Origin of the sequence: Wenzhouxiangella marina (genome assembly GCF_001187785.1) — a bacterium.
Lineage (GTDB): Bacteria > Pseudomonadota > Gammaproteobacteria > Xanthomonadales > Wenzhouxiangellaceae > Wenzhouxiangella > Wenzhouxiangella marina.
The window spans coordinates 2,097,022-2,120,677 of sequence record NZ_CP012154.1 but is presented as its reverse complement, the minus strand read 5'-3'; the positions used below and the strand labels follow the sequence as shown (position 1 = coordinate 2,120,677).

Annotated in this window: 24 protein-coding genes; 17 read left to right on the top strand and 7 right to left on the bottom strand. The window is 64.7% G+C overall.

Annotated elements, in window-relative coordinates; genetic code table 11:
- Positions 1-38: 38 nt before the first annotated feature.
- The 8 genes from WM2015_RS08965 to WM2015_RS08930 all read left to right on the top strand — a co-directional run bounded on the left by WM2015_RS08965 (position 39) and on the right by WM2015_RS08930 (position 8,947).
- A complete protein-coding gene (locus WM2015_RS08965; RefSeq protein ID WP_049725717.1) occupies positions 39-1,334 on the top strand; it encodes an NAD(P)/FAD-dependent oxidoreductase in 1,296 nt (431 codons plus the stop codon).
- A gap of 53 nt (positions 1,335-1,387) precedes the next feature.
- Positions 1,388-2,272, top strand: coding sequence for a methylisocitrate lyase (gene prpB, locus WM2015_RS08960; protein ID WP_183971343.1), 885 nt, complete (start codon positions 1,388-1,390; stop codon positions 2,270-2,272).
- Positions 2,269-3,390, top strand: a complete 1,122-nt coding sequence (gene prpC / locus WM2015_RS08955; RefSeq protein ID WP_049725716.1) for a bifunctional 2-methylcitrate synthase/citrate synthase — start codon at positions 2,269-2,271, stop codon at positions 3,388-3,390. The genes prpB and prpC overlap by 4 nt, the downstream gene beginning before the upstream one ends.
- Before the next feature lie 69 nt (positions 3,391-3,459).
- A complete protein-coding gene (locus WM2015_RS08950) occupies positions 3,460-5,079 on the top strand; it encodes an aldolase catalytic domain-containing protein (RefSeq protein WP_049725715.1) in 1,620 nt (539 codons plus the stop codon).
- Positions 5,080-5,081: 2 nt separating this feature from the next.
- Positions 5,082-5,834, top strand: coding sequence for a 3-deoxy-manno-octulosonate cytidylyltransferase (locus tag WM2015_RS08945; RefSeq protein ID WP_049725714.1), 753 nt, complete (start codon positions 5,082-5,084; stop codon positions 5,832-5,834).
- Entirely contained in the window at positions 5,831-6,493 is a 663-nt protein-coding gene (locus WM2015_RS08940) for an HAD family hydrolase (protein WP_049725713.1), read from the top strand. The genes WM2015_RS08945 and WM2015_RS08940 overlap by 4 nt, the downstream gene beginning before the upstream one ends.
- A gap of 90 nt (positions 6,494-6,583) precedes the next feature.
- Positions 6,584-7,861, top strand: coding sequence for a hypothetical protein (locus WM2015_RS08935; RefSeq protein ID WP_049725712.1), 1,278 nt, complete (start codon positions 6,584-6,586; stop codon positions 7,859-7,861).
- Between the two features lie 60 nt (positions 7,862-7,921).
- Positions 7,922-8,947: a sulfotransferase family protein gene (locus WM2015_RS08930; protein WP_169751135.1), complete on the top strand. Its 1,026-nt coding sequence runs from the start codon at positions 7,922-7,924 to the stop codon at positions 8,945-8,947.
- A 31-nt stretch (positions 8,948-8,978) separates the two neighbouring features.
- Here the strand turns inward: WM2015_RS08930 and WM2015_RS08925 are convergent, their stop codons facing one another.
- Genes WM2015_RS08925 through WM2015_RS08915 form a run of 3 tightly spaced genes read right to left on the bottom strand, consistent with a single transcriptional unit; the run spans position 8,979 to position 10,864 of the window.
- Positions 8,979-9,584 (bottom strand): DUF502 domain-containing protein, encoded by a 606-nt coding sequence (locus tag WM2015_RS08925; RefSeq protein WP_169751134.1) that lies wholly within the window; start codon positions 9,582-9,584, stop codon positions 8,979-8,981.
- The gene (locus WM2015_RS15860; protein WP_049725709.1) at positions 9,574-9,783 is read right to left on the bottom strand and encodes a hypothetical protein; all 210 of its coding nucleotides are present in this window, start codon (positions 9,781-9,783) and stop codon (positions 9,574-9,576) included. The genes WM2015_RS08925 and WM2015_RS15860 overlap by 11 nt, the downstream gene beginning before the upstream one ends.
- Before the next feature lie 13 nt (positions 9,784-9,796).
- On the bottom strand, positions 9,797-10,864 hold the full coding sequence (locus WM2015_RS08915; protein ID WP_049725708.1) for a M14 family metallopeptidase: 1,068 nt from the start codon (positions 10,862-10,864) through the stop codon (positions 9,797-9,799).
- 176 nt (positions 10,865-11,040) lie between these two features.
- On the opposite strand from WM2015_RS08915, the gene WM2015_RS08910 reads away from it, so the two are divergent.
- Genes WM2015_RS08910 through WM2015_RS08895 form a run of 4 tightly spaced genes read left to right on the top strand, consistent with a single transcriptional unit; the run spans position 11,041 to position 15,601 of the window.
- Positions 11,041-11,961, top strand: coding sequence for an ABC transporter ATP-binding protein (locus WM2015_RS08910; protein WP_049725707.1), 921 nt, complete (start codon positions 11,041-11,043; stop codon positions 11,959-11,961).
- Position 11,962: 1 nt separating this feature from the next.
- Positions 11,963-12,697, top strand: a complete 735-nt coding sequence (locus WM2015_RS08905) for an ABC transporter permease subunit (RefSeq protein WP_049725706.1) — start codon at positions 11,963-11,965, stop codon at positions 12,695-12,697.
- 4 nt (positions 12,698-12,701) lie between these two features.
- Positions 12,702-14,543 (top strand): GldG family protein, encoded by a 1,842-nt coding sequence (locus WM2015_RS08900; protein ID WP_082169596.1) that lies wholly within the window; start codon positions 12,702-12,704, stop codon positions 14,541-14,543.
- Positions 14,540-15,601, top strand: a complete 1,062-nt coding sequence (locus WM2015_RS08895; protein ID WP_082169594.1) for a DUF4340 domain-containing protein — start codon at positions 14,540-14,542, stop codon at positions 15,599-15,601. Before WM2015_RS08900 ends, WM2015_RS08895 begins: the two co-directional genes overlap by 4 nt.
- Before the next feature lie 32 nt (positions 15,602-15,633).
- On the opposite strand, the gene WM2015_RS08890 is transcribed toward WM2015_RS08895, so the two are convergent.
- The gene (locus WM2015_RS08890; RefSeq protein WP_049725703.1) at positions 15,634-16,536 is read right to left on the bottom strand and encodes a LysR substrate-binding domain-containing protein; all 903 of its coding nucleotides are present in this window, start codon (positions 16,534-16,536) and stop codon (positions 15,634-15,636) included.
- Positions 16,537-16,761: 225 nt separating this feature from the next.
- Between WM2015_RS08890 and WM2015_RS08885 the strand changes: the two genes are divergently transcribed.
- The 3 genes from WM2015_RS08885 (at position 16,762) to WM2015_RS08875 (ending at position 18,460) form a co-directional block, all read left to right on the top strand.
- The gene (locus tag WM2015_RS08885; protein WP_049725702.1) at positions 16,762-17,301 is read left to right on the top strand and encodes a peroxiredoxin; all 540 of its coding nucleotides are present in this window, start codon (positions 16,762-16,764) and stop codon (positions 17,299-17,301) included.
- Between the two features lie 85 nt (positions 17,302-17,386).
- Positions 17,387-17,941 carry an alkylhydroperoxidase, AhpD family gene (ahpD, locus tag WM2015_RS08880; protein WP_049725701.1) on the top strand — a complete coding sequence of 185 codons (555 nt, stop codon included), beginning with the start codon at positions 17,387-17,389 and terminating at the stop codon, positions 17,939-17,941.
- Between the two features lie 132 nt (positions 17,942-18,073).
- A complete protein-coding gene (locus WM2015_RS08875; RefSeq protein ID WP_049725700.1) occupies positions 18,074-18,460 on the top strand; it encodes an acyl-CoA thioesterase in 387 nt (128 codons plus the stop codon).
- A 16-nt stretch (positions 18,461-18,476) separates the two neighbouring features.
- Here the strand turns inward: WM2015_RS08875 and WM2015_RS08870 are convergent, their stop codons facing one another.
- From WM2015_RS08870 to yhbY, 3 genes are read right to left on the bottom strand one after another with little or no spacing between them, the layout of a single operon-like run.
- On the bottom strand, positions 18,477-20,135 hold the full coding sequence (locus WM2015_RS08870; protein WP_049725699.1) for an acyl-CoA dehydrogenase family protein: 1,659 nt from the start codon (positions 20,133-20,135) through the stop codon (positions 18,477-18,479).
- 59 nt (positions 20,136-20,194) lie between these two features.
- On the bottom strand, positions 20,195-20,572 hold the full coding sequence (locus WM2015_RS08865; RefSeq protein ID WP_049725698.1) for an Mth938-like domain-containing protein: 378 nt from the start codon (positions 20,570-20,572) through the stop codon (positions 20,195-20,197).
- A 13-nt stretch (positions 20,573-20,585) separates the two neighbouring features.
- Positions 20,586-20,879, bottom strand: a complete 294-nt coding sequence (gene yhbY / locus WM2015_RS08860) for a ribosome assembly RNA-binding protein YhbY (RefSeq protein ID WP_049725697.1) — start codon at positions 20,877-20,879, stop codon at positions 20,586-20,588.
- A 142-nt stretch (positions 20,880-21,021) separates the two neighbouring features.
- Between yhbY and WM2015_RS08855 the strand changes: the two genes are divergently transcribed.
- On the top strand, positions 21,022-21,624 hold the full coding sequence (locus tag WM2015_RS08855; protein WP_049725696.1) for an RlmE family RNA methyltransferase: 603 nt from the start codon (positions 21,022-21,024) through the stop codon (positions 21,622-21,624).
- Between the two features lie 48 nt (positions 21,625-21,672).
- On the top strand, positions 21,673-23,595 hold the full coding sequence (gene ftsH, locus WM2015_RS08850; RefSeq protein ID WP_049725695.1) for an ATP-dependent zinc metalloprotease FtsH: 1,923 nt from the start codon (positions 21,673-21,675) through the stop codon (positions 23,593-23,595).
- Positions 23,596-23,656: the final 61 nt, after the last annotated feature.

Here is a 23,656-nt window from a genome sequence, read left to right as displayed (position 1 = left end):
TTGTGCGTAGTAGTTTATCACTCGAGGGTGGATGCCCCATGACTTCGGAAGCCTGGCCGGGGCGTAGCTGGTATCAGGATGAGGCGGGCCCGGATCGCAGTGGCGCCGAGCCCCTGAATGTGGATTCCGATGTCGATGTGGCGATCGTCGGCGGCGGCCTGGCCGGCGTGGCAACGGCCGTGGCCCTGGTCGAGCGAGGCGTCGATCGTGTGGCGGTGATCGAGGCCGACGAGATCGGGTCGGGCGCTTCGGGCCGCAACGGCGGCTTCGTGTTCGCCGGCTACTCCCTCGGCAATGACGCGCTGGCCGATCAGGTCGGTGAGGACCGGGCTCGGGAAATGCATGGCTGGACGCGGGCTTCCGTGGCCGAGGTCCGGCGACGGATCCGTGACTACGGCCTCGACTGCCAGGCCAATGATGCCGGGGTCGTGCTGACCGACTGGTTCCATCGACCGGAGGCCATGCAGGAGTTTGCCGAGCGCATGCAGCAACGCCTGGGTTTCGAACTGAGCTGGCTCGATCCCGAGCGGTGTGCCGAACACGTGCGCTCGCCCCGCTACGGCGGTGGTCTCCACGAGCCCGGCAGTTTCCATTTCCACCCCTTGAGGCACATTCGCGAGCTGGCACGCTGGCTGATCGAGCGGGGCGCGAAGGTCTGGCACCATGCGCCGGTCCGCTCGATCGAACGCGTCGACGGGGCCTGGTCCCTACGCCTCGATGGGGCTCGCGTCAGGGCCAGGGAAGTGGTCCTGACCACCGGAGGCTACGATCGTCGCCTTCGACCGGCGGTGCAACGGGCCCTGCAACCGATCGCGACCTACATCGCGGTGACCGAACCGCTCGGCGACCGTCTTCAGGAGTGCCTGCCGCAGCCGGTCGCCGTCTACGACAATCGATTCGCCTTCGACTACTACCGGCCCTTGCCCGATGGTCGGCTGCTCTGGGGCGGGCGGATTTCCATCGCCAGCCGCTCTCCGGCAGCGATCCGACGCCTGATGGGACGCGATCTGGCGCGAGTGTTCCCCTCCCTGCAGGGCGTGCGCCTCGAGCAGGCCTGGGGTGGCTGGATGAGCTATGCCCGCCACGAAATGCCGCTGCTGGGTCAGCTACCGGACGGGCTCTGGCACGGCCTGGCCTTCGGTGGCCACGGCATGGCCACGACCGTTCTGGCCGGGCAGGTCCTGGCCGAGGCGCTGAGCGGGGATCGCCGCCGCCTGTCCGCCTTCGAGCCCTGGCCGGCGCGCTGGGCCGGCGGTCCGATCGGACGTGCGGTGGTGCAGGGGAAATACTGGTGGCTGCAGGCACGCGACTGGTGGGCAAGCCGGGGCAGTTGAGCGGGGCGCGCGTGCTAAAATGGCGCGCTGTTTCCACGGAGCCTGCCCAGCCCATGAGTTCAATCTCGCCCGGCGCTCGATTGCGTCAACTGGTTCGCGAATCGGCCCCGGTCCAGGTGGTCGGAACGATCAATGCCTACACCGCCATCCAGGCCGAGCAGGCAGGTCATCAGGCGATCTACCTGTCCGGTGCCGGCGTGGCCAACGCCAGCTACGGTCTGCCGGACCTGGGCATCACCCAGCTGGCCGATGTGGTCGAAGACGCACGTCGCATCACCGGCCGCTGCGATCTGCCGCTGCTGGTCGATATCGACACGGGCTGGGGCAGCGCCTTCAACATCGCTCGCAGCATTCGCGAGATGGAGCGTGCCGGCGTGGCCGCCGTTCATCTGGAGGACCAGGTCCAGGCCAAGCGCTGCGGGCATCGCCCGAACAAGGCGCTGGTCAGTACCGAAGAAATGGTCGATCGCGTGCGCGCCGCCGTCGATGCCCGTCACGACGAGAGCTTCGTGTTCATGGCGCGCACCGATGCCCATGCCAGCGAGGGCATGAATGCGGCCGTCGATCGAGCCAATCGCTACGTCGAGGCCGGCGCCGACATGATCTTCGCCGAGGCCCTGCACACGATCGAGGAGTTCAGGACCTTTGCCCGGGCCGTGCCGGTGCCCGTGCTGGCCAATATCACGGAATTCGGCAAGACGCCCCTGTTCAGCGTCGAGGAACTGGCCGAAGCCGGCATCGGGCTGGTGCTCTATCCCCTGAGCGCCTTCCGCGCGATGAGCCAGGCCGCGCTCGACGTCTACCAGGCGATCGCAGGCGATGGCCACCAGAAGAACGTCGTCGATCGCATGCAGACGCGAGCCGATCTCTACGAAACCCTCGGCTACCACGAATTCGAATCCAAACTCGATCAACTCTTCACCAAGGAGTCCTCATGACCGACAAGAAGACCGGCGCGGGCTTGCGCGGCCAGTCCGCCGGACAGACGGCCATCTGCACCGTGGGTGCGGCGGGCAACAGCCTTCGCTATCGTGGCTATGCCGTCGATGAACTGGCCGAAAAGGCCACCTTCAACGAAGTCGCCTACATGATCCTCAAGGGCGAGCTGCCCACGCGGGATGAGCTGGCGGCCTACCAGCAGCGCCTGAAGGGTCTTCGGGGTCTGCCGGATGCGCTGAAGGAAGTGCTCGAGCGGATTCCTGCATCGGCCCATCCGATGGACGTGCTGCGCACCGGCTGTTCCTTCCTCGGCAATCTCGAGCCGGAGGACGGTTTCGAGAACCAGCAGGACGTCGCCGACCGCCTGCTGGCCAGCTTCCCGTCGATGATCTGCTACTGGTATCGCTTCAGCCACGATGGCGTGCGCATCGAGGTCGAGACCGACGATGAGGGCATCGGTGGGCACTTCCTGCACCTGCTGCACGGCAAGCCGCCCTCGGAGCTCCACGCCCGGGTCATGGACGTGTCCCTGATCCTGTACGCCGAGCACGAGTTCAATGCTTCGACCTTCACCGCTCGCGTCTGCGCATCGACCCTGTCGGACATGCACAGCTGCATCACCGGCGCCATCGGTTCGCTGCGTGGCCCCCTGCACGGTGGTGCCAACGAGATGGCGATGGCCATGCTGGAGAAGTACCACTCGGCCGAACAGGCTCGTGAAGACGTCCTGCGCATGCTCGAAGCGAAGGAAAAGATCATGGGCTTCGGCCATGCGGTCTATCGCGAGAAGGACCCGCGCAACGCGATCATTCGCGAATGGTCGCGCAAGCTGGCGGCCGAGGTCGGAGACGAAGTGCTGTTCCCGGTCTCCGAGATCGTCGAGAAGACCATGTGGGAAGAGAAGAAGCTGTTCGCCAATGCCGACTTCTACCACGCCTCGGCCTACCACTTCATGGGCATCCCCACGGGACTGTTCACGCCGATCTTCGTGATGTCGCGAGTCACCGGCTGGGCGGCCCACGTGATGGAGCAGCGGTCCAACAATCGCATCATCCGTCCGGGCGCCGATTACATCGGTCCGGAGGATCGTGCCGTGCCCTCGATCGACCAGCGCTGAGACCAGCACCGGGCGGCCCGACTCGCTGCGTCGGGCCGCGTCAATGAGCTTGAGAAGCAAACCCGAGCAATGAACCACAAGGTCCCCACGATTCTCGACTGCACGCTGCGTGACGGCGGTTATTACAACGCGTGGAATTTCCCGTCGGATCTCGTCGCGGATTACCTGGCGGCGATGAAGGCCGGCCGGGTCGACGTGGTCGAGCTGGGTTTCCGATTCCTGGCGAACCGCGGCTTCAAGGGCGCCTACGCCTATACGACGGACGAGTTCCTGAACGAGCTGGACATACCCGACGGTCTGGCCATCGGCGTGATGATCAACGGGGCCGATCTGTGCACCGAGCTGGGCGTTGAAGGCGCTCTGGAGACGCTGTTTCCGCGACCCTCGGCGGAGACTTGCGTCCGCCTGGTCCGCCTCGCCTGCCACTACCATGAATTGCCCCAGGCCTTCGAGGCGTCCCAGTGGCTTGCCGATCGTGGCTACCAAGTCGGGATCAATCTGATGCAGATCTCGGATCGAAGTCGAGAAGAAATCGAGAGTCTGGGCAGGGCCGCTTCCGAGTCGCCTGTCGGCGTGCTGTACTTCGCCGACAGCATGGGTGGCATGACACCGAGTGATGTCGCTCGGGTGGTCGAGTGGTTCCGAGGCAGCTGGTCGGGCGAGCTCGGCATTCATACCCATGACAACATGGGCCTGGCCCTGTCGAATACCCTGCGGGCCGTCGAGGAAGGCGTCACCTGGCTGGATTCGACGGTGACCGGGATGGGTCGAGGGCCGGGGAATGCCCGGACCGAGGAGCTGCTCATCGAGGCCGCATCGCTGACCGGCAAGGCACCCAATCTCGTGCCACTCATGAAGCTGATCCGCCAGCACTTCGGGCCGCTCAAGATCCGTCATGGCTGGGGAACCAATCCGTACTACTTCCTCGCCGGCAAGTACGGCATCCACCCGACCTATATCCAGGAAATGCTGGGTGATGCTCGCTACGACGAAGAGGACATCCTGGCCGTCATCGAGCACCTGCGGACCGAAGGCGGCAAGAAGTTCAGCTTCGACAACCTCAGCGCGGCGCAACACTATTACCGCGGCACACCGCACGGGCGCTGGTCGCCTGCCGAGGCCTTCGAAGGACGGGAAGTGCTCATCCTGGGCGCAGGCGATGGCGTCCGCTCGCATCGCCCGGCGCTGGAGAGTCTGATCCGTCGGCGCCGGCCCGTCGTGCTGGCGCTCAATACCCAGTCCTCGATCGATCAGTCGTTGATCGACTACCGGATCGCCTGCCATCCGGTTCGGCTGCTGGCCGATGTCGATCACCACATCGAGCTGCCGCAGCCACTGATCACGCCGGCCTCGATGCTCCCCGAGAGTATTCGCGCGGATCTTGATCGCAAGGAGCTGCTGGATTTCGGTCTGGGCCTTGAGAAGGACGGTTTCGAGTTCCATGACACCTACTGCCTGGCCCCGAACCTGCTCGTCCTGTCCTACGCGCTGGCAGCGGTGACGGCGGGCAGGGCGGCTCGGGTCATGATGGCCGGTTTCGATGGCTATGCGCCCGGCGACACTCGCAATGCGGAGATGGAAGCCATGCTCTCGGCCTTTTCGCGTTCGGGTGCCGAGGTGCAGCCCGTGTCCATCACGCCGACCCGCTACAAGAACCTGTCCAGTCTGAGTCTCTACGCGATTCGATGATCATGACCAGCGATCCGCGTTCCTGCATCCTCATCCCCGCCCGATTCGCATCCTCGCGCTATCCGGGCAAACCCCTGGTGCCGCTGCTGGGCAAACCCATGATCCTGTGGGTTGCCGAGCTGGCGGCACGGGCGGTCGGGCAAGCCCATGTCCATGTGGCCACGGACGACGAGCAGATCCGGGACACGGTCGAAGGGGCGGGCTTTTCGGCCCTGATGACCGGTTCGGGAGCCCTGACCGGCACCGACCGACTGGCCGAAGCCGCGCGCCAGATCGACTACGACATCTACATCAACCTCCAGGGTGACGAGCCGCTGGTCGATCCCGAGGACATCCGCCGCTGCATTGCGCTGAAATCGCAGCATCCGGACTGCATCATCAACGGCTTCACCTGGCTTGGCGAGGACGAGGATCCGAGCTCGGTGAACATCCCGAAGGTGATCACCAACGAAGCGGGCTTCATGGTCTACATGTCCCGTCAGGCCGTGCCGGGTTTCAAGGACCCGGCCGAGGCGCCCCGTCGCTACAAGAAGCAGGTCTGCATCTACGGATTCAGTCGGGCCGAACTCGACGCCTTTGCCGATTTCGGCAGAAAGGGCGCGCTCGAACGCCACGAGGACATCGAGATCCTTCGTTTTCTCGAACTGGATCGTCGCGTCATGATGTACGAGTGCAGCCCGGGCAGCCTTGCCGTGGACGTCGAAGAGGATGTCGCCGCGGTCGAAGCCGAGATGCGACGAAGGGGGCTGGGTTGAGGCTGCAGGGCTACGAGACCCTGGTCTTCGATTGCGACGGGGTGGTGCTGGATTCGAACGCCGTCAAGACCCGTGCCTTCCATCGCGCCGCCTTGCCCTGGGGTGAAGCAGCGGCCAATGCGCTGGTCGCCCATCATGTCGCCAACGGCGGAATCTCCCGCTACGAAAAAATGCGTCATTTCCTTGCCGAAATCGTGCCCGAGCTCGCCACTGCCCAGGACGGCCCCGGCCTGGACGCATTGCTGCAGGCATTTTCAACGGCCGTCCGAGAGGAACTGTCGAAAGTGCCCGTCGCCGAAGGTCTCGAGGCGCTCAGGGACGCCACGGCCGATGCGCGCTGGCTGATCGTGTCCGGTGGCGACGAGGCCGAGCTTCGTGAGGCATTTGCCGAGCGCGGTCTGGATCGCTGCTTCGATGGAGGCATCTTCGGCAGCCCGACGCGCAAGGACGTGATCCTGTCGCGCGAACTGGAGCGTGGCAATATCTCGGGGCCTGCCGTCTATCTCGGTGACAGCAAGTTCGATTACGAGTGCGCCAGAGCCGCCGGGCTCGAGTTCATCTTCGTCTCCGGCTGGTCGGAGGTGCGGGACTGGCGGCCTTTCGTTGCTCAACACGGAATCGAGTCCATTGAAAAGCTGTCCGATCTGCTGCCCCATTGACCGCCGCGCTGGCCATCGTTCAGCGCATCGGGGGTGGACCTGCTCTCCCCGTTCCTTGATGCACCCAGAGACCTGTTCGGAGCTCATGTCGTGAAAGCCCTGTTCTTCCTCCGCCACTACAACGATATCGATCACGTCACGCCCATCGTCTACAAGTGGGTCCAGGCCGGCCATGTCGCCGACCTGGTCATGATGGGCGCGCGAAGCTCGGTGAACGACTATCGGATTCGCTTTCTGGACGGCCATGAATCGGTGCGCGTGGCCTGGATCGGCGATATCGTCGGGCGCGCGAAGCTCTTTCGGATGGGCCTCCAGAAACTGCTTCGGAACCGCTATTTCCGCCGTGCCCTGCCGGGCTTTCTCACGCCGGCTCTGGACCGGGCGATCGGGGAGGACAAGCGCTTTGCCTTCTGGCGGAAGATCGGCGACCTGCTGCTCGACCGCAGTTTTCCGGATCGTCAGGGAGAGGCGTCGATGCCGGGCATCGTCGCCTTCGACTGGATCAGTGGCAATTCGGTGTTTCCGATCGAGTTCGTGCAGAGCGTCGTCGCCTCGGCCCGCGAACGAAAGCTGGGCGCGATTTCCCTGCCTCACGGTGACAGTCCGCACGCGAGCTTCATGGTGCGTGTCGAAGAGCTCGACATGAAACCGCGGATGAAGTTCGAGCCCGCGAAGATGTTCGATACCGTGGCCGTGCCCAACGAGCTCTGCGCCAAGCGATTCCGCCCGTTTCTGGACGATCGGCGGGTGGCCGTTCTCGGATCGCCACGCTATTGCGACGAATGGCTGGCCCGGTTGGAGACCCTGCTTCCGCCATCGCCGTTGCAAGCGGACGATACGAAGTTCAAGGTGGTGTTCTTCTCGCGCAAGGAGGATTTTTCGATCTTCTGGGAAGAAGTGGCCCGCGCCGTCCGGATCTGGGCGTCCTTTCCCGATGTGGAACTGATCATCAAGGCCCATACGCGCGGGGGCTGGCGGCAGCCGCTCTCCCGTCAGCTCGGGCTGCGGAAGCTCGACAACGTCCGTTTCGTGGCAGGAGAAGTGCACTCCTCGCATCTGCTCGACTGGGCCGATGCGGCGATCGATCTGGGCACGTCCGTGGTCTTCGAAGCGGTGAAGCGGAAGCTGCCGGTGCTTTCGGCGGACTATCTGCAGGCGGCTCGTTTGACGATCGGAGAATACCTGCCGGAATGCGCCCTGACCTGCAGGGACGACGCGTACCAGAAGCTCGAGCGTCTGCTCGAGAACGGTCCTGAGGATTTCTATGTCCCGGCACATCGCGAGCGCTTCCTGCGCGAGGTCATCGATGTGCCTGATCCCGAGGTGCTGCCGCGCTATGTCGAGAAGATGGAATCGCTCGCACGTTGAGGGTGGAGCTTTGATCGCCGCTGCGCATCGCAGCGAGCAGCGCCAAGTGAAATGAAGCGAATGAACATGCAGACAGAAGACCGCGCTGGATCGCAGACTCAAGCCAGGCAACGAGCCGTGCTGGTGCTGGGCGCGGGTCGCAGCGGAACCAGCCTGGCGACGCGCGCAGTCCAGGCCGTGGGCGTGGACCTGGGCGATGATTTCAAGCGCCCGTCCCGCAAGAATCCCAGCGGCTTCTTCGAAGACGCCGCACTGCTGAAGTTGAGCAAGCGACTGCGGCGAGCCCTGGGGCTGCGGCCGGACAGCCTGCGCCTGCTCGATGAAGAGGTCTGGCAGGGACCCGTCGTGGAATCGTTCTTCGACGAGTTCGCGGCGACCATCGAGGCGCGCTTCGGCGATTCGCCGATCTGGGGCTTCAAGTACGCACGCACGCTCCGGTTGCTGCCCTTCTGGGTCCGCTTGTTCGAGCGGATGCAGATCGAACCCAGCTATGTCCTGCCGATCCGCAACCCTCTGAGCGTGGCGCGTTCCCGAGCCAGGCTCGACGACCATCGGGGCAGCCAGGCCAACAGCGATCTGGAGTGGCTGGTGAACGTCGTGCCGCATCTTCGCCAGGTGCATGGGTCCCGGCTCGTGGTCATCGACTACGATCGGCTCGTGACCGAGCCCGACGCCCAGCTGCGGCGCCTCGTGAGCGGCCTCGATCTGCCGATGAGCGAGTCCGTGGAGCAGGGGATCGACTACTTCGCCAGGCAGTTCATCCGCAACAGCCTTCGCCACACCCGTTTCGGCATTCAGGAACTGGTCGAGGACCTGCAGGTCAATCATCTGGTTCGACGCGCCTACCCCCTGCTGGACCGTCTGGCGACCGATCACCCGGATCCTGACGCGGCCGAGTTCTGGGACGAGTGGCAGCAGATCGAGGAGGAAGTGCAGGCCCTGGGACCCGTGCTGGCACGGATCGATGGGCTCGAGCGGGAGCTGCGCCATGCCCGTTGGAATCCCTTCAGCCCACTGGGCGCGATCCGGGCGACCTACCGGCGCCTGATCCGTCTGCTTCCGGTCTTCAAGATGCCCGGTTCTTGATCGAGCCTTGCAAGCCCGTGCCGAAGGTCAGTCAGCCGCCGCGGCGAGACATGGCCGCCGTCAGGATCAGGCGCACGGCATCTTCGAAGGGCATGTCGATCGGCTCGCACCAGTCGCGGGGGACGAAGATCGTATAGCCCGCCACCTGATAGCTCAGCGGAAGGTAAACGGCGATCTCGCCCTCCTTGCCGAAGGGGAGGGCGGAAAAGTCCTCTCGAGTGACGAAACCCATCATCGAGATCTTCAGGTCGGGATGGCGGACCATGACCACCTGGTTGAAGCGGTCCTTGTCGTCGCTGGAGAAATACTCCACGAAGTCCTTGGTGGCGCGGAACACGGATTTGACCACCGGCATCCGGTCGAGGATCGATTCGCCGAGATCGATCAGTTTTCTGAACAGCCAGACCTGACTCAGCAGGCCGATCGCCATGACCGCGACGATGCCGATGACCAGGCCCATGCCGCGGATGTACCAGGACTCGGGCATGAACCACTTGAGCATGGCGCCGAAGCCGTTTTCCGCGATGCCGGCGAGCCACAGGCAGATGATCAGGGTCAGGGCGATCGGGATGATCGTTGCCAGGCCCTTGAAGAACAGCCTGAGCGGCTGCGGCATGCTGTGCCGGTCAGAGCTCATCGATCTGGCGACGTAGCTTTTCGCGCTGGTCGGTGACCAGGCGCTCGAGGGTTTCGATGCGTTCGCGCAGTTCCTTTTCGATCGCATCCAGCCGCTGGTGGTCCTCGGCGTGTCCGCGACGGGACTCGATCCAGTACTTGGCGATCTGAACGATGGCCGCGATCGACACGATGGCAACCAGGGCTGAGAAGAAATTCATCTGCGGCTCCCTGTCAGGGTTGGGTCTCCGGCAGTTCCGGTTCGTCACTGATGTCTTCGAGCACCGGATGCGCGGGACTGAGACGCTCCATCAGGTGGCAGAGGCAATCCTGCCGAATGATCTGCTCGTCGGTGGTCATCATGGCCGGCATCAGCGGGCGAGTGGTGATGATATCGCGCTCGTGAGTACGAAAGCAGTGGGCCGAAACGTCGCCGCCTTCGTGGCTGGTGGCCTTGAGCGGGTTCTCGTGGCCATTCAGTAGCCTGGCCAGGCGGGTGCCGGGTGGCATTTCGCGGAAGTTCAGGCGGTCGAGATCGGGCGGAAACCAGACGTCGCCCGCCGATTCCGAAAAGCCGAAGCGCAGGTTCTGATCCACGGTCACCGTGGCGATCATTCGAAAGAGCTCGAGGTCATCGGGCTGCGGCATGGCCTTGGGCAATTCGCGCAGATTGAGCACGTGCTCGAGGTAGGCCATGGCGTGGTCGGCCCCGTCGGTCTGAGCGGCCAATCCGCATTCCAGGGTCACGGCCGGGCAGAATTCGCCGAAGGCCATCGACTGCACGCCACTGGGCTGGGTGAAATAGATCACCGTGTTGGAGAACATGGAGGCCAGGTGCAGGCGCTGGGCCTCGATTCGATTGACCGCCGCGTAGTGCGGGTTCTCGCCCGTGTTGTTGTGGATGTCGATGCTGGCGAAGGGCTTGAACTGGCGGACGTGATCGCAGATCCAGGCGAACATGCGGTGCCAGGGGCCGGGCTCGAGTTCCGAGCCGGGCCAGCAGCGATTGAAGTCGGGTTGATCGGGTAGGTGTCGGCGGACCTGGGCGGCGGCTTCGACGTTGGCGATCAGCAGGATCAGCGAGCGCGGCAAGGGGTCGCGGCGATAGCGACTTCGCAGCAGGCGCTTGACGGCTTCCCAGCCGGAAGTCTCGTTGCCATGCTGGAGTACCGACACGAACAGCGGCTGCGGCAGGCGACCCGGCAGGTGGATCAGGGTGGGTCCATCGAGGTGCCGATGCAGCTCCGTGGCCGGCAGACTGAGCAGGGCGTCGGGCAGGTGGTCCAGGATGGCCGGTTGCATTCAGATCCTTCGGTGACTCGGCGGACCCTATAAGCTACCTGCTTTGAGCGATGGGTAAAAGCCTGTTTTGATCCACCGCTGCCCTTGAATTGCGAGCGTCGGAACCCCAATGTCCGCCCGGGGTCTGTTCCGAACGACAACAAGACCAATCCTTCGACAAAGACGGGACCGGAGCAATGATCGAAGCAAAATCGCTAACCCGAGAATTCGGCGCACTGCGCGCGGTCGACGAGCTCAGTTTCTCGGTCGAACCGGGCACGGTGCTGGGTTTCCTCGGGCCCAACGGGGCCGGGAAATCCACCACGATGAAGATGCTGACCGGCTTTCTGGCGCCGACCAGCGGCACGGCGAGCATCATGGGCCACGACATCATCGAGGACGGCCTGGCCGCACGGCGGGAGATGGGTTATCTGCCCGAGGGTGCGCCCCTGTACGGTGAGTTGAACGTCGCTCGCTTCCTCCACTTCGCCGCCGAGGCGCGTGGTTTCCGCGGCGAGGAAGTTCGTCGTCGCGTGCACAGCGCGGTGGACCGACTCAATCTGGGCGAGGTGATGGGGCAGAGCATCGAGACCCTGTCCAAGGGTTTCAAGCGCCGCGTCGGACTCGCCCAGGCCATTCTGCACGACCCACCCGTGCTGATCCTCGATGAGCCCACCGACGGCCTGGATCCGAACCAGAAACACCAGGTCCGGCGTCTGATCCGCGAGATGTCCAGCGACAAGATCATCATCGTCTCGACCCACATCCTCGAGGAGGTGGATGCCTTGTGTTCCCGGGCCATGATCATCGCCCGAGGAAAACTCCTGGCCGACGACACGCCGACGGGCCTGCTGAAACGCTCCCGCTACCACAATGCGGTGACCCTGGTGCTCGACGAGCTCGAGGCGGCGGCGTCCCGTCTGGGCGAGCTGCCCGAATCGCGCGAGGTCGAGGTCCGCCGCGGCCGTCTGACCGTGTTCCCCTCCGGCAAGGGCAAATTGTTCGAAGCGGTGACGGAAGTGGTCCGCGAGGCCGGATGGGATGTCGATCAGATCCAGCTCGAGCCGGGCCGGCTCGATGAAGTCTTCCGCACCGTGACCGGACAGGAGGCAGCCTGAGATGAGCAATCTTCCCGTGGTACTCAAACGCGAGCTGTCGAGCTATTTCTCGACGCCGGTGGCCTACGTCTTCATCGTCATCTACCTGTTGATGTCGGCGACCTTCACCTTCTACCTGGGCGGCTTCTACGAGCGCGAGATCGCTGATCTGGAGCCCTTCTTCCGCTTCCATCCCTGGCTGTACCTGTTCCTGGTGCCGGCCATCGGCATGCGCCTGTGGGCCGAGGAGCGGAAGTCCGGCACCGTGGAGCTGCTCTTGACCCTGCCGATCACCGCCAGCGAAGCGGTGCTGGGCAAGTTCCTGGCCGCCTGGCTGTTCGTCGGTCTGGCCCTGCTGCTGACCTTCCCGATCTGGATCACGGTCAACGTCCTGGGCGATCCCGACAACGGCGTGATTCTGGCCGCCTACCTGGGCAGCTGGCTGATGGCCGGTGGCTTTCTCGCGATCAGTGCCTGCCTGTCGGCGGCCACGCGCAACCAGGTCGTGGCCTTCATTCTGGCCGTGGTCGTCTGCTTCGTCTTCCTGCTGTCCGGCCTGCCCATGGTGCTGGATCTGTTCAGCAGCTGGCTGCCGCAGGTGCTGGTGGACGGCATTGCCAACCTGAGCTTCCTGATCCACTTCAACTCGATTTCCCGAGGCGTGGTGGATCTCCGGGATCTGCTCTATTTCGCGCTGGTCATCGGCTTCTGGCTGACGGCCAATCGCATTGTGCTCGAACTGAAAAAGGCGGACTGAGACGATGAAAAACTGGTATTCAACCGGTGCGCTCGTGCTGCTGGCCGTGCTGTTTCTTGCCCTGACGATGCTCACCGGCGTGCTGTTCAAGGGTGCGCGACTCGACCTGACGGAGAACCGGCTCTACACGCTATCGCCGGGCACGATCAATCTGATCGAATCGATCGAGGAGCCGATCACACTGGATTTCTACTTCAGCGAAGACGCCAGCGCCGACTTCCCGATGGTGCGCAACTTCGCCCGACGCGTACAGGAGCTCCTCGAGGAGATGGCGGCCGCGTCCGACGGCCAGCTGCTGATCAATCGGATCGACCCGGCGCCATTTTCCGAGGAAGAGGACGATGCCGCTCGCTACGGCCTGGAAGGGGTGCCGACCGGTGTTGGCGGCGACAGCCTGTACCTGGGCATTGTCGGTACCAATCTGCTCGATGGCCTCGAGGTCATGCCCTTCGTGGCGCCCTCGCGGGAAGCCTTCCTCGAGTACGATCTGGCGCGGATGATCTACAGCCTTTCGCAGCCCGATCTTCCGAAGGTCGGTCTGATCAGCGGGTTGCCGATCAGCGGTGGCTTCGACATGCAGACGCGGCAGCCACGCGAGCCCTGGGCCATCTACACGCAGATCACCGAGCAATTCGATATCGAGAACATCGAGCCGACGGCCAGTGAACTGCTCGAGGACATCGATGTGCTGGTGCTCATCCATCCGAAGGACGTCTCCGAGGCTTTGATGGCCGAGATCGACGCCTTCGTCCAGGACGGTGGGCGTCTGCTGGCCTTCGTCGATCCCTATGCGGAAACCGACCCAGGCAGCAATCCAGCCGACCCGATGGCGGGCCTGAGTGCGGAACGTGATTCCGGGCTCGACGCATTGTTCGAGGCCTGGGGCGTGGAGTACGACCGCAGTCAGTTCGTGGCCGACCGAGGCCTCGCGCTGCAGGTCGCCCTTCAGCAGGGCCGCCCGCCCGTCTACCATCCGGGCATTCTCGGGGTGACTCGTGATTTCATGGACAGCGACGATGTGGTCACCGGCGAACTGGAGACCATCAACCTGGCCAGCGTCGGATACTTCAGGCTCAGCGAGGACAGTCCGCTGAGTCTGCAGCCCCTGATCCTGTCGAGCCCGCAGTCCGGGCCGCTGGACAGCGAGCGCCTGCGCTTCCTGGCCGACCCCTCGGAACTGATGGCCGAAGTCGCGCCCGGGGATGAGTCCCTGATCATCGCCGCCCGCCTGTCCGGCCCGGCTCCGAGTGCCTTTGCCGAGGATGGCGAGGACGGGGGCAACGAGATCAATGTCCTGCTGGTTGCCGATGCGGATCTGTTGGCCGACCGTTACTGGGTCCAGCGCCAGCGCTTCTTCGGCCAGACCCTGCTCAACCCCTTCGCGAACAACGGTGATTTCGTCATCAACGCGATCGACAATCTGATCGGTAATGCCGATCTGATCAGTGTTCGCAGCCGCGCGACCTCGAACCGGCCCTTCCAGCTGGTCGAGGGGCTGCGGCGCGAGGCCGAGGACAGCCTGCGCGCCACCGAGCAGCGCCTCGAGGCGGAGCTGGCCGAGACGGAAGAGCGCCTGACCGAGCTGCAGCAGGCTCGCGGGGACACGGATCTGAGCGTGCTGACTCCCGAACAGGAGGCCGAGATCGATCGCTTCGTCGAGCAGCGCCTCGATATCCGGCGGCAGCTGCGTCAGGTTCGACGTGACCTCGATCGCGACATCGAGGCCCTGGGGACGCGGATCAAGGTGATCAATATCGCCCTGATGCCCGTGCTGATCACGTTCTTTGCGCTCTGGATGGCCTGGCGGCGTCGCCGCGAGCAGACGGCCAAGCGAGGTGAGGCATGAATCGTTCGATGTTCATCGGCCTGGCGGCCCTGACCGTCGTGGTCATGGCCCTGGCCATTCTCCTGGCTCGACCGGATGGCGCCGATCCGGACGTCCCCGGGTCCGCCGAGCTGCTGCCCGGCCTGAAGGATCGGGTCAACGACATCGAGACCCTCGAGGTGATCGCGTTCGGTGAGGCGCCGATCCGTCTGATTCGCAGCGACGAGCGCTGGCGGGTCGTCAACAAGCAGGACTACGAGGCCGATTTCGCCCTGGTGCACGACCTCCTGCGCGCGCTGGCCGCGGGCGAGCGGGCGGACGAGCGGACCTCGAATGCCGACTGGTATCCGCGATTGGCCGTGGTCGATCCGTCCGACGAGGCCGCCGACGCCGACACCGCCGGCGTGAAGGTCGCTTTCCCGGACACCGACTTGCCCGCGCTGATCATCGGGCGTCCTGGCCCGGCGGGTGAATCCCGCTTCGTGCGCGAGGCCGGTGAGGCCCAGGTCTGGTTGAGCGACCGCGAGATCAACGTGCCCGCCACCGCGCTGGACTGGCTGGAACGCTCGGTCATGGACATTCCCGGATCGGAGTTGTCCGAGGTCACGATCCGCCATGCCGATGGCGAGGTCGTCCAGCTTCGCCCGGCAGGCGAGACGTCCAGCCAGTGGGTGCTGATGAACGTGCCCGACGGTCGCGAGGCCGAACCGGCCTGGCGCCTGAATCCGGTCGCCAACGCCCTGGCCAATCTCGAATTCGAGGATGTCCGCCGCCACGAGCAGACGCCCGAGGACGCCAGCGCGGCGCTGTTCGTGACCCGGGACGGTCTGAACTTCGTCGCCACCCTGTTCGAGGACGAGGAGGGTGGCTGGGTGCACTTCTCGGTCAGCGCCGAGATGCAGGCCAGCCCCGATGAGAGTTTGAGCGATGACGAGGCCTCCGCCAGCGCGGACGCAGCGGCCGTCGATGCCCGCCTGTCCCCCTGGCAGTTCCGTCTGCCGAGCTCCAAGTACCAGCAGATGAGCCGCCGTCTGGAGGACCTGCTGGTCGACCTGGAAGACGAAGAGGACGAGGCCTGATTGCGAACCCGCCCGCGCCGGGGCCGTTTCCTTCAGGGTTCCAGCAGGGCGGGATCGATCGAGGCGAACAGCTCGGAGAGCTCGCAGAGAAATTCGCTCAGCGCGGAGGACTTTCGCCACACCATGGCGATGGTCCGCTTCGGCCCCGGTCGAGTGAAGGGGCGAATGAGCAGGTTCTCGGTCGGGGCGACGGGTGGCTTGACCGCCAGCGTGGGCATCAGGGTGATGCCGGTATTGGCGGCGACCATCTGCCGTAGTGTCTCCATGCTGGTGGCGTGGAAATCCAGTTTTTCATGGGCGCCGGACATCTGGCAGACCTCGAGCGCCTGGTCGCGCAGGCAGTGACCGTCCTCGAGCAGCAGCAGTTCCGCCGATTCGAGGTCGCTCATGTCGATGGAGCGCTTGCTGGCCAGCGGATGGGACTCGGGCATGGCCACGACGAAAGGCTCTTCGAACAGGACTCGGCTGACGAGTTGATCGTCGTGCACGGGCAGGGCGAGAACACCCGCATCGAGGCGGCCCTGCTCGAGCATGGCGAGAATGTCCTCGGTCTTTTCCTCGAACAGGCGCAGGGTCAGGCGCGGATAATCCTGCCGCATGCGTGGGATCACATGCGGTAGAAGATAGGGCGCGAGGGTCGGGAAGATGCCCAGGCGCAGGGTGCCACTGTGCGGATCACGCGAGCGGCGCGCGATCGCACGGATCGCATCGACCTCGCCGAGCACGGCCCGGGCCCGCTCCACGATCTCCTCGCCGACGCGAGTCAGCATGACCTGCCGCGGCGCGCGTTCGACGAGCTGAACGTCCAGCTCCTCCTCGAGCTTGCGGATCTGCGTGCTGAGCGTGGGCTGGCTGACATAGCACTGTTCCGCCGCCTTGCTGAAGTGGCGCACGTCGGCCAGGGTGACCAGGTAGTGCAGCGCGCGTAGGTTCATCCTCTTTCCCCTATGTTCATTCGCTATCGGCCCGTCACGGTTCGAAAGGCAAGGGCAATCGCCTGCCGTCCGGAAGCCTTGGTCCAGAATTATAGGGCCTTTCTATCAAGGTGATCATCACAATCAATTTGAGAAATCTTGTATCGGCCTTATCTTGTGTCCCGAAGCGCAAAGGCGCTCTTTATACACAACTGCACCCAAGAAATTTCAAGGAGTTATGTCGACATGTTGACCATTGGTGATCGTTTCCCGAACTACAAGCTCAAGGCCACGGTGGGCACCGACCTGGAAAACGGCTTTGCCGACCTCGAAAACGCCAGCTTCGAAGGCAAGTGGCAGCTGGTGTTCTTCTATCCGAAGGACTTCACCTTCGTCTGCCCGACCGAGATCAAGGCCTACAGCGATCTGGCCGACGAGTTCGCGGACCGCGACTGCGTCGTGCTGGCCGCCAGCACCGACACCGAGTTCGTGCACCTGGCCTGGCGCAACAGCCATGACGACCTGCGCGATCTGAAGATCCCGATGCTGGCCGACGTCAAGCGCGAACTGTCCGGCGCCCTGGGCATTCTGCATCCGGAAGAAGGCGTGGCCATGCGCGCGACCTACCTGGTCGATCCGCAGGGCATCATCCGTCACGTGTCGGTCACCGACATGAACGTCGGCCGCAACGCCAAGGAAACTCTGCGCATCCTGGACGCGCTGCAGTCCGATGAGCTCTGCCCCTGCAACTGGCAGCCGGGTGACGACCATCTGAAGGCGGCCTGATCGATCTGATCAGGTGCTTTTTCGCGCGGGCCCCGGCCTCGGGGCCCGCGTTTCAGTCCCCACCCATTTCAGGAGATCGTTCCTCATGAGCATCGACACCATCAAGCGTCAGATTCCGGATTTTGCCAAGGATCTGCGCATCAACCTCGGCAACGTGCTCGACCACGAGCAGGCCGGCGACATGTCCGAGAACCAGCTCTGGGCAACGGCGCTGGCGACGGCGCTGGCCAGCCGCAACAAGACCCTGATCGAGGCCGTTGCCGCCGAAGCGTCCAATCACCTCGACGCCCAGTGGATGTCGGCCGCACGTTCCGCGGCGGCGATCATGGGCATGAACAACATCTACTACCGCTTCCTGCACCTGGCGTCCAACGACGAGTACGCCAAGATGCCGGCCAAGCTCCGGATGACCGTGATCGGCAACCCGGGCATCGACAAGGTCGATTTCGAACTGCTGTCGCTCGCGGTGTCGGCCATCAACGGCTGCGGAATGTGTATCGACAGTCACGAGAAGGTCCTCAAGCAGGGCGGCGTGAGTGCTGGCACGATCCAGCATGCGGTCCGCATTGCCTCGGTGATGCATGCCGTCGCCGGCGTGCTCGATACGGCCGAAATCCCCGCGCTTCAAGCTGCTGCCTGACCTGCGGGTCCGGCACGGTCGACGACGACCCCGCCCTCGGGCGGGGTTTTTCGTTCTCGGGACCGCTCCCGCCATCATCGAAGAGGCGATCGGTTAGACTCCAAGCCAGCCGCTGTTCCGGAGATCGTCCCGATGAGCAATCAGAGTGAGCGCATCGAAGCCTCGCGCACTCGAATCACCAAACTGGTCTTCCCGCACGACACCAATCCGATCGGCACCCTGTACGGCGGGACCGCCCTGCACTGGATGGATGAAGTCGCCTTCCTGACCGCGACCCGCTACGCCCGCTGCCAGGTGGTGACCGTGTCGATGGATCGGGTGGATTTCAAGGTGCCGATTCCCCAGGGCGCGATCGTCGAGCTGATCGGCGAGGTCGAGCGGGTCGGTCGCACGTCGATGGTTGTTCGTGTTCAGATCCTGATGGAAAACGCCGAGACCGGCGAGCAGAAGCTGGCCATCGAAGGCCGACTCGTCATGGTGGCCGTCGACGAGTCCATGGAGCCCACGCCGATCGTCTGATCGGGTTGACGCTCACTCAGGGACGGGGTGCGGCGCGCTCGATGAGCGCCGTCAGATCCGCCTGCCGGGGCAGGGTGCCCAGCATCATTCCATGGCTTGAATCGAGGCGGCTCTGAGCGAAGGCCTCGCTCGCCGGGCTTTCCGAGCCCTCCAGCAGCACGGCCTGCATGGCCAGCGCCAGGCCCTCGACGGCACGACGTGCCAGCCCCGGTGCGTCGCCGTCGAGCAGGGCCCGGCGGCTGTCGTCCAGGCAACGCTCCAGGCCACTCAACGCAGATGCATGGGGCTGTAACCACGCGAGCAGTGCGTCGAGGCAGGCCGGGTCGCGCTGGACCGCGCGCAGGACGTCCAGGCACTGCACGTTGCCCGAGCCTTCCCAGATCGCGTTGACCGGCGCCTCACGATAGAGACGCGGCAGGATGAATTCCTCCACATAGCCGGCGCCACCCATGCATTCCTGGGCTTCGTTGATCACGTGGACTGCGCGCTTGCAGATCCAGTACTTGGCGATCGGCGTGGCGATCCGCGCGATTCGTTCCGAGGCCTCGTCCGAGTCGCTGCGTTCGAAGCGGCCTGCCAGGTGCAGGGCCAGGCGCATCGCCGCTTCGCTCTCGATGGCCAGGTCGGCCAGCACATTCTTCATCAGGGGCTGCTCGCTCAGGCGGGCGCCGAAGGCCGAGCGCTGACGGCAATGATCGATCGCCTGGGCCACGGCCTGGCGCATCAGTGCGGCCGAGCCGATGGCGCAGTCCAGGCGCGTCTCGGCCACCATGCGGATGATCGTCGGAACGCCCCGGCCGGGCTCGCCGACGCAGCGGGCCCAGGTGCCCGGGTACTCGATCTCCGAGGAGGCATTGGAGCGATTGCCGAGCTTGTGCTTGAGGCGCTGGATCCGGATCGGGTTGACCGAGCCGTCCGGTCGGAAGCGGGGGACCAGGAAGCAGCTCAGGCCTTCATCGGTCTGGGCAAGGCTGAGGAAGGCATCGGACATCGGTGCGGAACAGAACCACTTATGGCCGACCAGCTCATAGGCCTGCCCGCCGCCGGGGCCGTCCAGGGGGCGGGCGCGGGTGGTGTTGGCGCGCACATCGGATCCGCCCTGCTTTTCGGTCATGGCCATGCCGAGGGTGACGCCATGCTTCTCCTCGGCGGGAACGAAGCGGGGGTCGTAGGCGCCGGCGAGAATCCTGGGCGCCCATTCCGCGGCCAGCTCCGGCTGTTCACGCAGGGCCGGCAGGGCCGCATGAGTCATCGTGATCGGACACATGGTGCCGGCCTCGAACTGGTTGTGCAGATACATCAGGACCGAGCGGGCGACCCGATCACCCGGCTGACCGTTCCAGGTCAGCGAGGCCAGCCCATGGTTCAGACCCAGCTTCATGAGCTCGTGATAGGCGGGATGGAACTCCACCTGATCGATCCGGTGGCCGTAGCGGTCGTGGGTCTTCAGTGTCGGTAGATGCTCGTTGGCCAGTTCGCCCAGGGACTCGAAGCGCTCGCCGGCGATGTCGCCGTAGGTCTCGAGCCGCGCCGAATGCCCCGACGCGCCTTCGCGCTGAACGGCATCGATCAGCGCCGGATCGCTGAGGTAGGCGTTGTAGTGACCGAGGGGCTCGGGCTGATTGTCGACGCGGTGGGTGTCGGACGGCGAACGGTTGGGCGAGGGGCGCGGCATCTGGAGGTTCCGGTGGGGCAGGACCTCAGTATAGAAAACCAGCGCTGGGCGTTGGCGCTTCAGCGAGGCTTCAGGATGAAGCCGGCCAGGGCGCGGCGATTTTCGCTCATCAGCACGTTGAAGGTGCGCGCGGCGGCGGGCACGGTCATGCATTCCAGGCCCACGCCCGCGCGCAGGAATTCCCGCTGCAGCTCGATCGGCGGGAAGCACTGGGTTTCGCCCATGGCCAGCAGCACGACCTCGGGCCGGTGGCGTAGCAAGGGCTCGATCATCGATGCATCGAGGTCGTCGTAGCTGCTCACTGGCCAGTCGGATTCGAGCAGGCGGGCGCCGACGATCAGGCTGCGGGTGAAGCGTTGATCATCGACGACGATCAAGTCGGCGGCGGCCTGGCGGATGATGTGGTGGTCGCCGGGCCGGTGTTCGGTCAGTTGCATCGCGCTTGCAGATTCAGGCCGGCAGGGCGACCTTCGGCTTCTTGGGATTGCGGCGATAGTAGCAAGCCACCTGACCGATCTGGTGAACGAGCTCGGCACCGGTGGCCTCGGCGATCTGCTGGATCCAGGCCTTGCGGTCCTCGCGCTCGCCGCGGAGCTTGACCTTGATCAGCTCGTGGTGCTCCAGGGCCTGTTCGATCTCGGCCATGACGTTCTCGCTCAGACCCTTGTCGGCCACCATGACCACCGGGTCGATGTGGTGGGTGAGGCCACGCAGGTACTTTTTCTGGGAATTGCTCAGGGACACGATGGATCCATGCGTTTGCGATGGCGGGAATTATCGCACGGCCGATCCCTCGCATGGCGGAAAGGCCGCCGTCAAAGCAGGTAGAATCGGCGTTCACGGCGGACATGCCGCGCAAGCTTGGGTCTGGAGTCTGCACCGAACGATGAGCAAAGCCTGGAAGAAGCGCCAGAACAGCGACCCCTACGTCAAGCGCGCGCGCGACGAAGGCTACCGCGCGCGGGCGGCGTTCAAGCTGATGGAGCTGGACGACAAGGATCACTTCTTCCGCGGTGCGCGGCGGGTGGTCGACCTGGGCTCGGCCCCGGGAAGCTGGTGTCAGGTCGCCCGTGAACGGATGGGCCCCGACGCTCAGCTGATCGCCCTCGATCTGCTTGCCATGGATCCGATTCCCGGCGTCGATTTCATCCAGGGCGATTTCCGCGAGGACGAGATTCTCGCGCGCCTCGAAGCGCTTGTCGACGGGCAGCCCGTCGACCTTGTGCTTTCGGACATGGCCCCCAATCTATCGGGTATCGGACCTTCCGATCAGGCGCGCAGTATCCATCTGGCCGAGTTGGCCCTGGCCTTCGCCAACGACTGGCTGAAGCCGCAGGGGACCCTGGTGATCAAGGTCTTCCAGGGCGCGGGATTTGACGAACTGCTCACCGATTTCCGGCGATCATTCAAGACCGTGAAGGTCCGCAAGCCGGCGGCCTCCCGCTCCGAGAGTCGGGAGGTCTACCTGGTCGGGACCGGTCGCCGTTAAGCTGGCACAATCAGGGTCCGACTCCGTTGGTCCCGAGGAGAAACGAATTTGAGCGATTTTGCCAAGAATCTGGTCATGTGGATCATCATCGCGATGGTCCTCATGAGCGTGTTCAACTATTACTCGCAGCCGCCGCAGCAGCCCGAGCCGGTGTCGTATACGACCTTCCTCGATCGGGTTCGCGACGGAACCATCCAGACGGTCAGGATCGAAGAGTCCCCGGGCGTGTCCAAGATCACGGCCGAAGGCCGGGACGGCCAGCGCCTCGAGGTCTTCGGGCCGCGCGACGATGGTCTGATGAAGGAGCTGCTCGACAACGACGTCGACGTGACCGGCGTGCCGCCGGAGCAGCGCTCGGTGCTGATCGAAATCCTGATCGCCCTGCTGCCGGTGCTGGTGCTGGTGGGCCTCTGGGTCTATTTCATGCGCCAGATGCAGGGTGGCATGGGCGGTCGCGGTGGCGCGATGAGCTTCGGCAAGTCCCGCGCCAAGCTGCAGGGCGAAGACCAGGTCAAGGTCACGTTCAAGGATGTGGCGGGCTGCGAGGAAGCCAAGGACGAGGTCAGCGAGCTCGTCGAGTTCCTGCGTGATCCCTCCAAGTTCCAGCGCCTGGGCGGGCATATTCCGAAAGGCATCCTGATGGTCGGGCCGCCCGGTACCGGCAAGACCCTGCTGGCGCGCGCCATCGCCGGTGAGGCGCGGGTGCCGTTCTTCTCGATCTCGGGGTCGGACTTCGTCGAGATGTTCGTCGGTGTCGGCGCCTCGCGCGTCCGGGACATGTTCGAAACGGCCAAGAAGCACGCCCCCTGCATCATCTTCATCGACGAGATCGACGCGGTCGGCCGGCATCGCGGTGCGGGCCTGGGCGGCGGTCATGACGAGCGCGAGCAGACGCTCAACCAGCTGCTCGTCGAAATGGACGGTTTCGAAGGCAATGAAGGGATCATTCTGATTGCCGCGACCAACCGGCCGGACGTGCTGGATCCGGCGCTGCTGCGCCCGGGCCGCTTCGACCGCCAGGTGGTCGTGCCGCTGCCCGATCTGCCGGGTCGTGAGCAGATCCTGAAAGTCCACATGCGCAAGGTGCCGGTCGACGACGATGTGCGCCCGCGCGATCTGGCACGAGGCACCCCGGGCTTCTCGGGAGCGGACCTGGCCAACCTGGTCAACGAGGCGGCGCTGTTCGCGGCGCGCCAGAACTGCAAGACCGTGACCCACAATCACTTCGAGCAGGCCAAGGACAAGATCATGATGGGCGCCGAGCGCAAGTCCATGGCCATGTCCGAGGAAGAGAAGCGCCTGACGGCCTATCACGAAGCCGGTCACGCCATCGTCGGCCGTCTGGTGCCAGATCACGATCCGGTCTACAAGGTCACGATCATCCCGCGTGGCCGCGCCCTGGGCGTGACCATGTTCCTGCCCGAGCAGGACAAGTACTCCCTGACCCGGCAGCAGCTCACCTCGCAGCTGGCCAGCCTGTACGGCGGTCGGGTGGCCGAGGAGATGATCTACGGCAAGGAGCGGGTGACCACCGGCGCCTCGAACGACATCGAGCGCGCCTCGCAGATCGCGCGCAACATGGTCACCAAGTGGGGGCTCTCCGACGCGATGGGACCGCTGGCCTACGGGGAGAACGAGGACGAGGTCTTCCTCGGTCGCTCCGTTACCCAGCACAAGCACATCTCCGACGAGACCCACCGTCAGCTCGACGCGGAAGTGCGTCGGATCATCGACGAGGCCTACGCCACGACGACGCGCATCCTGGAAGCCAATCGCGACAAGCTCGAACTTATGGCCGATGCCCTGATGAAGTACGAGACCATCGATGTGGCCCAGATCGACCAGATCATGAAGGGTGAAGAGCCCGATCCGCCGGCGGGCTGGACCGAAGGCGGCGGACGGCCGCCTTCCGGGCCCTCGGCGGTCGAGGGTGACGATGCCGAACCGTCGGGACAGCCGGCGCCGGGCTGATCCCCGGGACCTCGAGGACGATGGACCGCCGCGCTCTGCCGCGGCGGTTCTTTTTGGGCAC